Source organism: Nitrosomonas marina (assembly GCF_900110145.1).
Taxonomy (GTDB): domain Bacteria; phylum Pseudomonadota; class Gammaproteobacteria; order Burkholderiales; family Nitrosomonadaceae; genus Nitrosomonas; species Nitrosomonas marina.
Genome location: NZ_FOCP01000020.1, coordinates 38,495 through 54,751, shown reverse-complemented (window position 1 = coordinate 54,751; position 16,257 = coordinate 38,495). Strand labels below are relative to the sequence as shown.

Below are 16,257 nucleotides of genomic sequence, written 5' to 3'. Positions count from 1 at the left end.
GAGGATTAGGATTTATTAATGGAATCTATACGTCAGATATTCGAACAGCTTTTTGGCTTTGAATGGGGGGGGATGCTATATACGCTTGCATCCAATGTAACATTTATATCCGCAATTATTGTGCCATTGTTGCTGGGAGTTGCGTATCTTACATTTGCAGAACGTAAGATCATCGCGTATATGCAGATCCGTGTCGGGCCTAATCGAGTTACATTTTTTGGCATACCATGGTTGCGGGGTTGGGGGCAGCCAATAGCCGATGCGGTGAAAGCCTTAATGAAAGAAATTGTTATTCCGACCGGAGCAAACAAGTTTCTTTTTATTCTTGCACCAATACTGACGATTATGCCAGCCCTAGCTGCTTGGGCGGTTGTGCCTTTCTCTGCAGAACTTGTGCTGGCTGATATTAATGCGGGATTGTTGTATATCTTAGCAATGACATCGATGGGGGTTTATGGTGTGATCATAGCTGGGTGGGCATCAAATTCAAAATATGCCTTCTTGGGTGCGATGCGTTCTGCAGCACAGGTAGTATCCTATGAACTTGCGATGGGATTTGCGCTAGTGTGCGTTCTCATGATGTCTCAAAGTCTGAATCTGGGAGATATCGTTAATGGACAGCAAGGTGATAGTTTGTTGAGCTGGTATCTGATTCCGCTATTTCCAATGTTCTTGGTTTATTTTATTTCAGGTGTAGCTGAAACCAATCGTGCCCCATTTGATGTGGCAGAAGGTGAGTCAGAAATTGTAGCCGGCTTTCACGTAGATTATTCGGGTATGGCTTTCACAGTGTTCTTTCTAGCTGAATACGCGAATATGATATTGGTCGCAACCTTGACCGCAATCTTGTTTCTGGGTGGATGGTTACCGCCATTGGATATTGCACCATTGAATATGATTCCGGGATTTATCTGGTTACTGTTGAAAATAGCGTTTTTATTATTCTTTTTTCTTTGGTTTCGCGCTACATTTCCTCGTTATCGCTATGATCAAATTATGAGATTGGGCTGGAAAGTATTTATTCCAATAACAATTATTTGGATTGTTGTTCTGGGTGGTATCATGCAGTTGCCTGAAACTGTGCGGGGTGATTTTCCGCTCAATCTTTGGTTCTAGAAAAGAGAGCAAATTATGAATCGAATCAAAAAATTTTTTAGTACTTTTCTGCTATTGGAACTGTGGAAAGGCATGCTGGTTACAGGGCGTTATCTTTTTAAACCCAAAATAACAGTACATTACCCGGAAGAAAAGACGCCCCAGTCACCGCGTTTTCGGGGACTACATGCCCTGAGACGCTATCCAAACGGCGAAGAACGTTGTATAGCCTGTAAATTGTGCGAAGCAGTCTGCCCAGCTATGGCAATTACAATAGACTCGGAACAACGGGAAGATGGCACAAGAAGAACAACAAGATATGATATTGATCTTGCTAAGTGCATTTTTTGTGGATTCTGTGAGGAGTCCTGTCCTGTTGATTCAATTGTTGAAACGAGAATTCTTGAATATCATGGCGAGAAACGGGGCGACTTGATTTATACGAAAGAAATGTTGCTGGCAATAGGTGACCGCTATGAAGAACAGATTGCCAAAGATCGAGAATCAGATGCGCCTTATCGCTGAAATGAACGGATAGAAACTGATGAATTTCCAGGATTTTATATTTTATTTTTTTTCAACCGTATTAATTGCGTCAGCTTTGGGGGTGATTACCGTTCGTAATCCGGTGTATTCGGCGCTGCTACTGGTTCTGGCATTTGTCACCTGCGCTGGTATCTGGCTGCTGTTAGAAGCAGAATTTTTAGCTATTACACTTGTGCTTGTATATGTTGGTGCTGTGATGGTGCTGTTTTTGTTTGTTGTGATGATGCTTGATATAAACTTGGAAAAACTGAAGGAAGGATTCTGGAAGTGGTTTCCTCTTGGTGGCCTTGTGGCGCTGGTGATGGTTGTCGAGATTGCTATGATTATGTTTGGACAGCATTTTAGTCTTGAAGAGATGCCTGCACCGGAGCCAAAAACTGCAGATTATAGTAATACCAAAGAATTAGGACGGTTGTTGTACACAGAGTACGTTTATGCTTTTGAACTAGCTGCTGTTTTGTTACTAGTTGCAATGATCGCCGCAATTGCCCTCACCTTGCGTCACCGTGAAGATAAGAAAACATTAGACATCGCTAAACAGGTAAACGTGAAAAAAGCGGAACGACTTCGTATTGTTTCCATGCAGGCAGAAAGAAAGAAATAAAAAACAGATTGTTAGTGAAATTTATTTGAAAAAAAAATAAGAGGAAGTCAGCTTGGTTTCGTTGTCTCATTATCTCGTACTGGGTGCGATTTTATTTTCGATTGGAATAGTAGGCATATTTCTCAATAGAAAAAATGTCATCATTATTTTGATGTCAATTGAGTTAATGCTACTTGCAGTGAATATGAATTTCGTTGCTTTTTCACACTATTTACAGGATATATCAGGACAGGTTTTCGTCTTTTTCATCCTAACAGTCGCTGCGGCTGAAGCTGCTATTGGGCTGGCGATACTGGTCGTATTATTTCGTAATCTAAAAACAATTAATGTAGATGATTTGGATCGTTTAAAGGGTTAGTTTGGTTACGACACGGATCCGAATAAAAAAATAACCGACATTTAGATATATAGACAGACATGCAGACACTTTATTTACTGGTTCCGCTTGCGCCTTTGGTGGGTGCAATTGTTGCCGGATTATTTGGCCGTTATATAGGTACGGTTTGGAGTCATCGAATTACTATTTCGTTCGTATTTATTTCCTTTCTCGCGTCTTTAATTATTTTTCGGGATGTTTTAAACGGCAATGTATTTAATGGAACAGTATACACTTGGCTTGTGACAGGCGATACAAGCTTCGAAATTGGTTTTTTGATCGACCAGCTATCAGCTACCATGATGGTGGTTGTCAGCTTAGTCTCGCTGATGGTCCACATATATACCATTGGATATATGCAGGGAGATCCAGGGTATCAACGGTTCTTTAGCTACATCTCCTTGTTTACATTTTCGATGATGATGCTGGTCATGTCGAATAACTTTTTACAGCTCTTTTTTGGCTGGGAAGCTGTTGGGTTGGTGTCATATTTGCTTATCGGCTTCTGGTATACGCGTCCAACAGCCACGTATGCAAATTTAAAAGCCTTTCTCGTTAACAGGGTTGGTGATTTTGGGTTTTTGCTGGGGATAGCACTGGTATTGATGCATTTCGGCACATTGGATTATGCAGGTGTATTTGCGCAGGCACCTGACTTGGCAGGCGAGAGCTTTGAATTTATTCCTGGTTCTTCATGGCTTGTTATTACCGTTATTTGCATTCTGTTATTTATAGGTGCAATGGGTAAATCGGCGCAGTTCCCCTTGCATGTTTGGCTGCCAGACTCAATGGAAGGTCCTACACCTATTTCTGCATTGATACATGCCGCGACAATGGTGACTGCGGGGATTTTTATGGTGGCACGTATGTCGCCATTGTTCGAGCTTTCTGATGTGGCGCTCTCGGTCGTTTTAGTTGCGGGTGGAATTACAACGCTATTTATGGCATTTGTTGCTGTCGTACAGAACGATATCAAACGGGTTGTTGCGTACTCCACATTGTCACAACTTGGTTATATGACTGTCGCTCTTGGAGCATCAGCTTATTCAGCAGCGATATTTCATTTAATGACTCATGCTTTTTTCAAAGCTGTATTGTTCCTAGGTGCTGGATCAGTGATTATTGCGATGCATCATGAACAGAATATGGAAAAAATGGGAGGGTTAAAGAAATACATGCCCATTACATACTGGACGATGTTCATTGCAGCATTGGCCAGTGCTGGAGTACCTGGGTTTTCCGGCTTCTTTTCAAAAGACGCAATTATAGAAGCGGTTGCATTTGCTGATATTCCTTATGCAGGATTTGCTTATTTCTGTGTGCTGGCGACGGTATTTGTTACTGCGTTATATACATTCAGATTACTTTTTATGACATTTCACGGTAAACCGAGGATGGACGAACATACCAAATCGCATCTGCACGAATCACCTTGGGTAGTGACGTTACCGTTGGTGGTTTTAGCTATACCGACTGTCGGTGCAGGTTGGTTTATCGGTCCAATCGTATTCGGAGATTATTTTGAAAATGTTATATACGTACTTCCTGAGCATGCAGCAATAGAAAAATTGGCCGCCGAATTTACCGGAATAGGTGGAATGATGCTGCATGCACTAGTGACGGCTCCATTTTGGTTATCACTTGCCGGTATACTGACTGCATGGTACTTGTATACGATAAGAACTGATATTCCGGCGAAAATAAAGACAATATTTGGCCCTGTTTATACGATATTGGATAAAAAATATTACATTGATGAATTGTATTCTTGGTTGTTTGCCGGCGGTGCGCGTGCACTAGGCTCCGGTCTATGGAAAATTGGGGATATTAAATTAATTGATGGATTTATAGTTAATGGATCGGCCAAATTGGTTGCTGGGTTTGCTGTTTTAGCAAAACGTTTTCAGACCGGATACATTTATCATTATGCTTTCACCATGATAGTTGGTATCTTTGCTATTCTAACTATATGGCTATACTAAGTCCATGAATTAAAATATAATTCCTTTCCAATAAAAACGCAACGAATAACTCTAACAAATAGAACGGAAATGACATGCTGTTTGGTTTCCCGCTTTTAAGTCTGATTATATGGTTACCAATCCTCGTTGGTATCGCAATCCTTGCGACGGGAGGTGATCGAAATGCACCATTGGCCCGCTGGATAGCGCTAACAGGTTCAATTTTGGGCTTTTTAATAGCCCTTCCACTCTATACCGGATTTGATCCAGCAACTAGCGCGATGCAATTTGTTGAAAATCATGTCTGGTTTGAACGTCTGAATGTTTATTACCATATCGGCGTTGATGGCATATCCATGCCGTTAATTTTGTTGAACTGTTTTACAACGCCTTTAGTTGTAATCGCAGGTTGGCAGATCATACAGGAACGCGTATCCCAATATATGGGAGCATTTCTGATAATGTCGGGTATTGTAAATGGCGTTTTTGCGTCTATGGATGCTGTATTGTTTTATGTCTTCTGGGAGGCGTCACTAATACCGATGTTTTTGATTATCGGTATCTGGGGAGGACCTAACAGGGTTTATGCTGCCATCAAATTTTTCCTGTATACCCTGCTCGGATCGCTGCTTATGTTAGTCGCTTTCATTTATCTTTATCAATCGTCGGGAGGCAGCTTCTCGATTATTGACTATCACCAATTACCCATACCGCTAAGTGCGCAGATACTCATTTTTGTAGCGTTCTTGCTTGCATTTGCTGTAAAAGTACCTATGTGGCCAGTACATACATGGTTGCCAGATGCGCACGTGGAAGCACCAACCGGTGGTTCTGTGGTGCTGGCAGCCATCATGTTGAAGCTAGGTGGTTACGGTTTCTTAAGATTTTCATTACCGATCGCTCCTGATGCAAGTCATTATCTGGCTGAAATGATGATTGCACTATCGTTAATTGCTGTGGTGTATATAGGCCTTGTCGCATTGATGCAGGCGGATATGAAAAAATTGATTGCATATTCATCTATTGCACATATGGGGTTTGTGACGCTTGGATTATTTTTATTTAATGCTTATGGAATAGAAGGCGCCATGGTGCAGATGATTTCCCATGGATTCATATCCGGAGCCATGTTCTTATGTGTCGGTGTTTTATACGATAGATTGCATTCTAGGCAGATTGCCGATTACGGTGGCGTCGTAAATAAAATGCCTGCTTTTGCAGCTTTCTTTATGCTGTTTGCGATGGCAAATGCAGGACTGCCGGGAACCAGTGGGTTCGTTGGTGAATTTATGGTTATTATGGGTGCAGTTAAAGTAAATTTTTGGTATGCATTTCTTGCTGCAACCACGCTGATTTTTGGTGCAGCCTATACTTTATGGATGTATAAGCGCGTTATCTTTGGCGCTATAGCCAGTCCATCAGTGGAAGGATTGCGGGATTTGTCCAAACGCGAGTTTGTGTTGTTAGCCATTTTAGCCATTGCGGTTTTGTGGCTTGGCGTGTATCCATTCCCATTGACCGATGTTATGCATGTGACAGTCGATAATCTGCTGGATCATATTAGTAACAGCAAATTGTAGTGAGTTATAAGAATAATAAATTTCTCGAGATGAGGATGATTTATAAATGAATTTTTTACCACCTGATTTTACACCAGCTTATTCTGAAATTTTTTTACTGATCATGGTATGCGTAATAATGCTGGCAGATCTTGCAACTGGTGAAAAAAAACGTTACATCACTTATTATCTTGCACAGGTTGCATTAATTGGGTGTGGATTGCTGACATTTGTCTCATTTTCAACGGAGACAATTTATACATTCTCAGGAATGTTTGTTGACGATACTATGGCGGACATTCTAAAAATAATGGTTTATGTCACTGTGTCGGCTGTCTTGATTTATTCATATACCTATGTGAGCGAACGTGGAATTTTGACAGGTGAATTTTTCAGCCTTATTCTCTTTGCGACGCTTGGAATGATGGTCATGATTTCAGCCAGTCATTTCTTGACGCTCTATATAGGACTGGAATTGTTGTCTTTGTCTTTATATGCGTTGGTTGCGTTACGTCGTGATTCCTTTGCAGCAACAGAGGCAGCCATGAAATTTTTCGTACTTGGAGCACTGGCCTCAGGCTTCCTCCTCTATGGTATGTCTATGGTTTACGGTGCGACCGGCTCATTACATATTTTAAACGTATCGGAAGCCATTCATGATGGCGTGGGAAATCATGATGTACTTGTTATCGGCCTTGTCTTTATTGTTGCAGGCATCAGCTTCAAACTGAGCGCCGCGCCGTTTCATATGTGGGCTCCCGATGTCTATGAAGGTGCGCCAACTGCAATCACTTTGTTTATCGGCTCGGCTCCAAAATTTGCAGCATTTGCTTTTGTGATGCGCCTGCTCATAGAAGGAATGGGTGCGATGGTTGCTGACTGGCAGGGTATGCTTGTGATACTTGCTGTATTGTCAATGGCAATTGGAAATATAGTGGCAATAGCTCAAACGAATATTAAACGCATGCTGGCATACTCTACTATCTCGCATATGGGTTTCCTGATTCTGGGATTTATAAGCGCAGACTGGAATGGATACAGTGCCTCACTCTTTTATGTAATTACATATGTATTGATGACACTGGGAACTTTTGCAATGATAATGATCTTGTCGCGCAGTGGTTTTGAGGCGGAAAAGATCAGCGATTTTAAGGGACTTAGTAAAAGAAATGGATGGTATGCGTTGATGACTATGCTACTTATGTTTTCATTGGCCGGCATTCCACCCATGGTAGGCTTTTATGCCAAGCTAGCAGTCTTACAAGCCGTCGTAAATGCTGGATTCGTCTGGCTTGCAGTTGCTGCAGTTATTTTCTCTTTGATCGGTGCATTTTATTATTTACGAATAGTTAAATTTATGTATTTCGATGCGCCAGAAACAGAAGAACCACTAACAGTCAAAGGCGACGTAAAATTGTTGGTCAGCGCAAACTGTCTAGCAGTTCTTGTACTTGGTATTTTTCCTCAGTCGTTGATGGGACTGAGCCTTTACGCCATTCAGAATTCAATGTGACTGAAACTGGTCTGAATAAATTAGCGAACATACAAATCCATATTTCTGGATTTGAATAGATTTCTGTAATTAATACCCAGCGCTTGTTATCTAGCGCGTCGATTTAATTCTATCGCTCCAAATAAGAATTTTTTCCCGCATTTACTTGATATTAGGGAATTTATCCCCATTCTTTTTCAATTGACTGTTTGAAGGAGAGAACTGTGCAAATGGAAACAACTAAAGAACATCTGAACTTTCAGGCGGAGGCCAAACAATTACTCAAACTGATGATTCATTCCTTATACAGCAATAAGGAGATATTTTTACGGGAATTGATTTCGAACGCATCAGATGCGACCGATAAGCTGAGATTTGAGGGATTAACTGATGCTGCGCTGTATGAATCCGACTCTGACTTGAGAATTCAAGTCAGTTATGATGTTGACGCCCGCACGATAACTGTTACGGATAACGGTATTGGTATGTCCCGACAGGAAGTTATTGATCACATAGGCACTATAGCCAAATCGGGTACTAGGGAGTTTTTTGAATCATTAACTGGCGACCAAGCTAAAGATGCACATTTGATAGGCCAGTTTGGAGTGGGCTTTTACTCAGCGTTCATAGTTGCAGACAAAGTAACGATCAAAACACGGCGCGCTGGTCTCACAAGTGAACATGGTGTGTGTTGGGAATCCAGTGGTGAGGGTGATTATAGCCTAGAGACGATTCACAAGGAAACACGTGGTACCGAGATTATTCTCCATTTGCGTGAAGGAGAAGACGATTTGCTAAATGGTATGCGGTTACGCAATATTATCCGTAAGTATTCGGACCACATTACCTTGCCAATCCTGATGAAAAAAGAAGAATGGTCGGATGAAGAGAAGAAAAATAAAATAATTGACGAGGATGAGGCCATCAATCAGGCGAGCGCATTGTGGGCACGGCCAAAGAGTGAAATAACTGTGGAGCAATATCATGAATTTTACAAGCATGTCGCACATGACTTTGAGCCGCCGTTGACATATGTGCATGCCCGTGTTGAAGGTCGACAGGAATATACACAATTGCTCTATATTCCGTCACGCGCACCATTTGATCTATTTGACAGGGAACACCGTCATGGTATTAAACTCTATGTACAGCGTGTTTTCATCATGGATGATGCAGATAAACTGATGCCCAATTATCTGCGTTTTGTTCGTGGCGTTATTGATTCAAACAGCTTGCCACTAAATGTATCGCGTGAAATATTACAGGAGTCGAAAGATATCGAGGCCATCAGAGCGGGTTCTATCAAAAAGGTGTTGGGAATGATAGAAGATCTTGCCAAAGGTGAGTCTGATGATGAAAAAGACAAATTCAGCACATTTTATCGAGAATTTGGTCAAGTCTTAAAAGAAGGAGTGGGTGAGGATTTTACCAATCGGGACCGGATTGCCAAATTGCTTCGCTTTGTAACAACTGCCAGTGAATCTGAAGAGCCAGGGGTTTCCCTCGAAGATTATATCGGCCGTATGAAAGAAGGGCAGGAAAAAATATACTTTATAACTGCGGATACTCTCAAAGCAGCTAAAAGCAGCCCTCACTTGGAAGTATTCCGAAAAAAAGGAATAGAAGTATTGTTGCTAGCAGACAGGGTTGACGAATGGCTTGTCAGTCATTTGACTGAGTTCAATAGTAAACAACTGCAGTCTGTTGCCAAAGGTGGTTTAGACCTTGGCAATCTTGAGGATGAAGCAGAAAAAGAAGAGCAACAAAAAGAAGCTGATGAATATCAGGAACTCGTCGAACGAATGAAAAGAACACTGGAAGATAAGGTGAAGGACATTCGCGTGACGCTACGCTTGACCGAGTCTCCAGCTTGTCTTGTTGCTGATAATTATGATATGGGCGGTAATTTGGAGCGTCTGCTGAAGCAAGCTGGACAGAAAATAAATCATTCCAAGCCTATTCTTGAAATAAATCCGCATCATCCAATGCTAAAACGGCTTAAAACGGAAAACAGTCATTTTGATGACTGGAGCCACATTCTTTTCGACCAAGCATTATTGGCCGAAGGCGGTCAGCCAGATGATCCTGCATTGTTCGTTAAAAGACTTAATGACTTGCTTTTATCGGCAACTTTGAGTGGACGCTAAATCATTAAAACCGACCACCTGTGCTTAAAAATAAGCTTCCATCAAGTCGCACATATACCTGCTGGAAGCTTATTGATTAAGTCAGCTTTGGAACGGTTTCTTTCTTATGGATGGTTTCATTCGGTTTGCCATGTCATAGATCTTCAAAGTGAAACGAGCAGACAAAAGCAATAGATCTTTCCTCACGTAAAAACAATTTTCATATTCACAAAATTCCTATTCAGAGCCGTTACTCATGGCTTTTGCAAACCCCTGTTGAAAAATTGTTTTGTTGTGAAGTTGGTGCGTCTGTCTCTCTCGCTTTGTTTTGTTCATGTCTTGTCACGCAATAATACAGGTGCAACTTTAGTACAATTTCAGAGTCTATTGGGTTTAGGCTAGAAATACTATTTTTCGTAAATTCAGAAAAATAGAATAAAAATAGTGAATAAATCCATAAATCATCAGAAAGTCACTACGGTTGTCCGCTCCTATCAGGCGAAGATACTTGCGCCTTTTGCGGTTCTCGGTATATGTACGGAAGAGGACTGGCTGACGGAAATCGATTATCTACCGCTAAATTCACCGCTCAAAGCTCCGATAACACCATTAGCAAAAGAGGTATGCGCACAATTGGCAGCGTATTTGGCCGACCCACGCTATACGTTTGATCTTTCATTACATGTCAGTGGGACAGTGCATCAACAGCGAGTGTGGGAGAAAATTCAACAGGTTCCAAGTGGCCAGACCTGCAGTTATGCAGCGATTGCAGCAACGATTCATTCGGCACCAAGAGCTGTTGGGCAGGCATGCGGCGCTAATAAAATTCCAATTGTTATACCTTGCCATAGGGTTGTCGCAAAAAATGGTGGTTTAGGAGGTTTTATGAATGCCAGGGAAGGAGAACCGTTGGAAATAAAACGATGGTTATTACAGCATGAGAGTATCTGAACAGAACGCGGAAGTACTCGATGAGTTTTTCGATGTATTATGGCTAGAGGACGGTCTTTCTCGCAATACATTGCAAAGTTATCGAAACGATCTGCAACTTTTTGCTGATTGGCTTTACAAACATTCTCATCGAAAGCGCGAATCGCTGATAGATGCTACGCATGCTGATTTACTTGATTTTCTGGCTGACAGAGTATCGGCCAAAGTGAAAGCGAGTACAACAAGCAGGGAATTGTCGAGTTTAAAACGATTTTATAGGTATTTATTGCGTCAGGGAAAAATTCAGGTTGATCCGAGCCTGAATATTGCAACACCTAAACTGCTGAGGAACCTGCCGGAAAGCCTGACAGAAGCCGAAGTTGAGCAGTTATTGAATGCGCCCAACTTGAACAATCCTTTGGGGCTGCGGGACCGAGCAATGCTCGAAGTGTTATATGCCAGCGGGTTGCGGGTCTCTGAATTGATTAACTTGAAGTATTCACAGGTCAGTCAGGACATGGGTATCGTCCGGGTAATGGGGAAAGGAAGAAAAGAACGGCTGACTCCGTTGGGCGAAGAATCACTCGATTGGTTAAACCGATACACACGTCAGTCAAGACCTTTATTGCTTCAAGGGATTGTGACTGATACAGTTTTCGTTACATCACGCGGGGGTGCTATGACTCGTCAGGCATTCTGGTATTTGATCAAACGGCACGCACAAACAGTAGGAATAAAAAAACATCTTTCACCGCATACACTGAGGCATGCATTTGCTACACATCTGCTCAATCATGGTGCTGATTTACGCGTGGTGCAGCTATTACTCGGTCATGCAGATATTTCGACGACGCAAATCTATACACACATCGCCAGAGAACGTTTAAAGCAACTGCACAGCAAGCACCATCCTCGAGGATAAAATCGCAGATTATACTATTACACGTGCAAGTGGAGATCAAATGGATAGCGTGTAAAGCACAAAAGTGCGGCGACTACTCTTCCCTGCGCAACTGTGGAAACAGAATTACATCGCGAATGCTTTGACTGTCTGTAAATAACATTACCAGTCGATCTATACCGATACCTTCGCCCGCCGTAGGTGGTAAACCATATTCCAAGGCACGTATATAGTCGGCATCATAATGCATGGCTTCGTGATCACCTGCTTCCTTTGCCTTGGCCTGCGCCAAAAACCTTTCCGCCTGATCGTCTGGATCATTTAATTCTGAAAAACCGTTGGCGATTTCACGGCCCGCTATATACAGTTCGAATCGATCTGTGATATCCGGGTTAGCGTTACTGCGCCGGGCCAACGGAGAGACTTCTGCGGGATAATCAATGATAAATATCGGGTCGAACAATAAATGTTCAGTTGTCTCGTCAAACAGCGATAGCTGCAAGCCGCCTATACCGTCATTTGGATTATAATGAATACCGAGTTGAGTCAAACGTTCAGCCAAAAATTCGCGACTTGACAGTTGTTTCTCTGAGTATTCGGGGTGAAATGTCATGATGGCCTGGGTGATGGTCATTCGCTTGAAAGGTTTGCTGAAATCAATAACCTGTTGTTGATATTGCAGTGATGTGGCCCCCAAAACGGTCTCGGCAACAAAACGCAGCATGTTTTCTGTAAAATCCATCAGATAGGTATAATCCTGGTAAGCTTCATAGAATTCAAGCATGGTGAATTCGGGATTATGCCGTGTGGAAATACCTTCATTTCTGAAATTACGGTTGATTTCGAAAACTTTTTCCATACCACCGACAACCAGGCGTTTAAGATACAGCTCGGGAGCCACTCGAAGAAATAATTCCATATCGAGTGCATTATGATGTGTGGAGAAAGGGCGCGCTGTTGCTCCACCAGGTATCGGGTGCATCATCGGCGTTTCCACTTCCAAATATTCGTGTTTGACAAGAAAATCACGAATGGCCTGGATAATCTTGGATCGCAGAGTAAAAACTTTTCGTGTTTCTTCGTTTGTAATCAGATCGAGGTAACGCTGTCGGTATTTTTGCTCTTGATCGGTAAGACCATGAAATTTTTCCGGTAATGGACGCAAGGATTTTGTCAGCAACTGCAAGTCGGTAACCCGGATAGATAACTCGCCTGTTTTGGTTTTAAACAGCGTGCCTTCGGCACCTAGAATGTCACCAAGATCATAGTGCTTGAATGCTGCATGCACTGTTTCACCGGTATGATCATTCGAGATATATAGCTGGATACGTCCGCTCATATCCTGGATGGTTGCAAAACTAGCTTTGCCCATAACACGTTTGAGTACCATGCGACCAGCAACTTTTGCCTTGATTTCTTGCTCATCAAACGATTCTTTCGATTGTTCGCCATACTGGGTGTGCAATGCTGCTGCAAGATTTTCACGCCGGTAAGTATTTGGAAATGCGTTGCCGTTTTGCCGCAATGCTTCAAGCTTGGCGCGACGCTCGGATACGATCTGGTTTTCATCGTGCTGAGATTGAACGGATGGTTTTTCCTGTGACATGTTTGGTTTGTTTCGTGTTGTGGCTCATCGGTAGTTTAGGGGAAGTATTATACGCAAAACAGTCAGACTTACGCAGTAAACTGCAATCTGTATTCTCCGGCAGATAAAAAATTTGATTTTTTCTAAACAATATACCTGTGTGACTCAGTATATAGATGATCATTCATACTCGCAGAATGATATACTCGCTCGGAAAAATAAACGAACATTATCTTTCGGTTGAGAAATCATACTATTAAAAATTTAATTGCAATTTTTCTTGGTGTACTGACTGTACCCGGTTTTGCGCCCTTTTATTTGTTTCCATTGCCCGTGATTACACTGGCTTTTTTGTTTTATCTTTGGCGTGACGCCGCTTCTGCGACTCGGGTATTTGCGTTAGGCTTTTGGTATGGTATGGGTTTGTTTGGCGCCGGCGTTACCTGGTTGTATGTCAGTCTGCATGATTTTGGTGCCATGCCGCCAGCTATTGCTATTTTTGCGCTGGTGTTACTTTGTGCTTATTTGTCATTTTTTCCTGCGGTTACAGGCTGGGTAACTGTTCGCATGGGCCGGACTGAACCATACGCCTGGATAATGATTGTTGCGGCGATCTGGGTGCTGATGGAATGGTTGCGTGGAACTTTGTTTACCGGCTTTCCCTGGCTAGCACTTGGTTATTCTCAGGTTCCCGCAAGCCCTTTGGCCGGATTCGCTCCGATTATGGGTGTTTATGGCGTTTCCCTGGTATTGGTTTTAAGCGCCGCACTACTCAGTTTTTTGATTCAAAGGAGCAGAATCGTCTGGCGCCTTGGTGTATTTCTAGGAGGGATCTGGTTAATCGGATTCAGTATGCAGTTTATCAACTGGACTAAACCTGTTGACGAACCAGTCTCTGTTAGTTTGTTACAGGGCAATATCGAGCAGGATCTAAAATGGCGCGAGGATCATATAGAAAAAACGATGCATACATACGCGCAGCTGATACTCGAGAGTAACAGCCGTCTGATAGTAACCCCCGAAATTTCGATACCGCTTTTCAACGATGCAGTGCCACCTGAATATCTGGCTTATCTGGCTGATCATGCAAAAGAAAATAACGGCGACGTGCTCATTGGTTTGGCTGAACACGCGACAAACGGTAATGATACCTATTACAACAGCATGTTTAGCTTTGGAGCCTCGCCTGAACAGGTGTATCGTAAACACCATTTGGTTCCGTTTGGGGAGTTTATTCCATTTAAGCCGATATTTGGCTGGATAATTGATGTATTGCAAATTCCGCTATCAGACTTTTCGCGTGGCAGTTCCGATCAGCAGCCGTTGCAGCTGGCCGGACAACAGGTTGGCGTTAATATCTGTTACGAGGATGTTTTCGGCGAAGAAATTATTAAGCAGTTACCGCAGGCAACACTGCTGGTTAATGTCAGTAATGATGCATGGTTTGGTCGATCTATCGGCCCGCATCAGCATTTGCAGATATCGCAAATGCGTGCTTTGGAAACCGGGCGTTACATGCTGCGTGCTACCAATACGGGCTTAACGGCCATTATTAATGAACGAGGCAGTGTTTTGGAGCAAATACCTGTTTTTACTACTGCCGGGCTCCATGGAAGCGCTCAGGGGTTTACCGGAGCAACACCTTATGTGAAGCTGGGAAATTATTTTGTACTGGTGTTGATCGGTATTTTACTCGGAACCGCATGGATCGTATCGCACAGAATTGGACGCAATACCTAGTTTAGTTTTGCGTAGCTTCTGATTGCTGATCAAAGGCAGAGAATAAGCGAACTTTCAGTATCGGGCAACTTCGACAATCTTTAACAGTTACCAGCTTATATCCTGTTTAATAACGGGTAGTTCGCAGCCTCAGTTTGAACAGGCCATCTCATTCGTGACGTCTGAATCGGCCAATTTTTCCCTTAACATATTCAACACTCGGGCTTGAATTTCACCGTCAATCCAGGCTTCCACCGGTAATGCCCAAATCCTGTCTTTTTGAAATTTCTGACATTGAATCGCTTCTTCTTCCAGCATGATAATTACTTCTGCTTCAATAGCTGAAAAATCCTGTTCTACAAACCGGTGATCATCTGTGACGGATTGCATTTTGCCTTTGAGACCATTTTGCTGTAATTGGTTGGCTAGCCATTGTGTATTACCGTATGTAGCAAAAGCCTGTACTGATCTGTCCTTGAGATCAGAGACTGGATGCCGGCCATCGGGACTGGATAAATTGTAGACCATGTTACCAACCAGCTTCATATGATAAGTTGGTGCCCAATCGCTGGTATCGAAACGCAATTTTCGTGGACTGTTGATTACTACAGCATCAACACTATGCAAACGTTTTAAACCGGCGCGCAACGGGCCAGCGGGTAACAATAATCCGTTTCCAAAGCTGGCTTCATTAAAATCGGCAACGGCAATTTCAAAATCACGCTCCAGGCGTGGGTATTGCAAACCAAAGGTACATATGATGATGTTACAGTCAGGATGTGCTTGCAGCAACGCCTGAGCAACATCTGCGGGATTATTGCCCGCCCAGACAGGGCAGGTATGTTCTAAACGTTTTCCAAGCAGCAACGCTTTGCTGCGTACCCTGGCATGTTCACTCAGTTTCGTTAAGGCCTCAGGCTGTCCGGGCCGATCGGGGTCTCCCTGAGTAACAATACCGGGTGACAAGCCCCGTCCCTTCAGCATTTCGACAAGCCATAACACCAGCGGTGTCTTACCACCATCGTCAATTGTAATACTGTCGACAACAATCACCGGGACTGGAAGCTTGACCAAAGGAAAAAAGTCCAGCCAATAACATAATTTGCGTATTTTAAAAAATAAATTTAGTAACAGGCTTAGTGGCCAAAGTAATAGATGTAATGGTGTAACACGATGCCAGTACAAATCTGACAGTTTCATGGCAACCCTCCGTAAGCTATAATACTTACAATTACTTAGAAAAATTTTATAATATTTTTTGACGTTAAATGTGAAAATTCTCACACGGATTTTGTGAATAATGCAAGCTGCTTTTATTTGGTTATGTGTTCGATAGGTGAAAATTACAATCTTAACCAAACCA

13 protein-coding genes are annotated in these 16,257 nt (G+C 42.6%); 11 read left to right on the top strand and 2 right to left on the bottom strand.

What is annotated here, in order from left to right; genetic code table 11:
• Positions 1 to 18 precede the first annotated feature (18 nt).
• From nuoH to xerD, 10 genes are all read left to right on the top strand, one after another.
• Positions 19 to 1,116, top strand: a complete 1,098-nt coding sequence (nuoH, locus tag BMX44_RS12740) for an NADH-quinone oxidoreductase subunit NuoH (protein ID WP_090633666.1) — start codon at positions 19 to 21, stop codon at positions 1,114 to 1,116.
• 15 nt (positions 1,117 to 1,131) lie between these two features.
• On the top strand, positions 1,132 to 1,620 hold the full coding sequence (gene nuoI, locus BMX44_RS12735; RefSeq protein WP_090633664.1) for an NADH-quinone oxidoreductase subunit NuoI: 489 nt from the start codon (positions 1,132 to 1,134) through the stop codon (positions 1,618 to 1,620).
• A gap of 19 nt (positions 1,621 to 1,639) precedes the next feature.
• Positions 1,640 to 2,245, top strand: coding sequence for an NADH-quinone oxidoreductase subunit J (locus BMX44_RS12730; RefSeq protein WP_090633662.1), 606 nt, complete (start codon positions 1,640 to 1,642; stop codon positions 2,243 to 2,245).
• 52 nt (positions 2,246 to 2,297) lie between these two features.
• Positions 2,298 to 2,603 (top strand): NADH-quinone oxidoreductase subunit NuoK, encoded by a 306-nt coding sequence (nuoK, locus tag BMX44_RS12725; protein WP_090633661.1) that lies wholly within the window; start codon positions 2,298 to 2,300, stop codon positions 2,601 to 2,603.
• A 59-nt stretch (positions 2,604 to 2,662) separates the two neighbouring features.
• Entirely contained in the window at positions 2,663 to 4,603 is a 1,941-nt protein-coding gene (gene nuoL / locus BMX44_RS12720; protein ID WP_090633659.1) for an NADH-quinone oxidoreductase subunit L, read from the top strand.
• 74 nt (positions 4,604 to 4,677) lie between these two features.
• Entirely contained in the window at positions 4,678 to 6,162 is a 1,485-nt protein-coding gene (locus tag BMX44_RS12715) for an NADH-quinone oxidoreductase subunit M (protein ID WP_090633657.1), read from the top strand.
• A gap of 46 nt (positions 6,163 to 6,208) precedes the next feature.
• A complete protein-coding gene (gene nuoN / locus BMX44_RS12710; protein WP_090633655.1) occupies positions 6,209 to 7,654 on the top strand; it encodes an NADH-quinone oxidoreductase subunit NuoN in 1,446 nt (481 codons plus the stop codon).
• Between the two features lie 209 nt (positions 7,655 to 7,863).
• Entirely contained in the window at positions 7,864 to 9,780 is a 1,917-nt protein-coding gene (gene htpG, locus BMX44_RS12705) for a molecular chaperone HtpG (RefSeq protein ID WP_090633653.1), read from the top strand.
• Positions 9,781 to 10,203: 423 nt separating this feature from the next.
• Positions 10,204 to 10,710, top strand: a complete 507-nt coding sequence (locus BMX44_RS12700) for a methylated-DNA--[protein]-cysteine S-methyltransferase (protein ID WP_090633651.1) — start codon at positions 10,204 to 10,206, stop codon at positions 10,708 to 10,710.
• Entirely contained in the window at positions 10,697 to 11,611 is a 915-nt protein-coding gene (gene xerD, locus BMX44_RS12695) for a site-specific tyrosine recombinase XerD (protein ID WP_090633648.1), read from the top strand. Before BMX44_RS12700 ends, xerD begins: the two co-directional genes overlap by 14 nt.
• A 73-nt stretch (positions 11,612 to 11,684) precedes the next feature.
• On the opposite strand, the gene lysS is transcribed toward xerD, so the two are convergent.
• The gene (lysS, locus tag BMX44_RS12690) at positions 11,685 to 13,196 is read right to left on the bottom strand and encodes a lysine--tRNA ligase (RefSeq protein WP_090633646.1); all 1,512 of its coding nucleotides are present in this window, start codon (positions 13,194 to 13,196) and stop codon (positions 11,685 to 11,687) included.
• A gap of 234 nt (positions 13,197 to 13,430) precedes the next feature.
• On the opposite strand from lysS, the gene lnt reads away from it, so the two are divergent.
• The gene (lnt, locus tag BMX44_RS12685) at positions 13,431 to 14,915 is read left to right on the top strand and encodes an apolipoprotein N-acyltransferase (protein ID WP_245738927.1); all 1,485 of its coding nucleotides are present in this window, start codon (positions 13,431 to 13,433) and stop codon (positions 14,913 to 14,915) included.
• A 129-nt stretch (positions 14,916 to 15,044) separates the two neighbouring features.
• Here the strand turns inward: lnt and lpxK are convergent, their stop codons facing one another.
• Entirely contained in the window at positions 15,045 to 16,094 is a 1,050-nt protein-coding gene (gene lpxK, locus BMX44_RS12680) for a tetraacyldisaccharide 4'-kinase (protein ID WP_090633642.1), read from the bottom strand.
• Positions 16,095 to 16,257 lie beyond the last annotated feature (163 nt).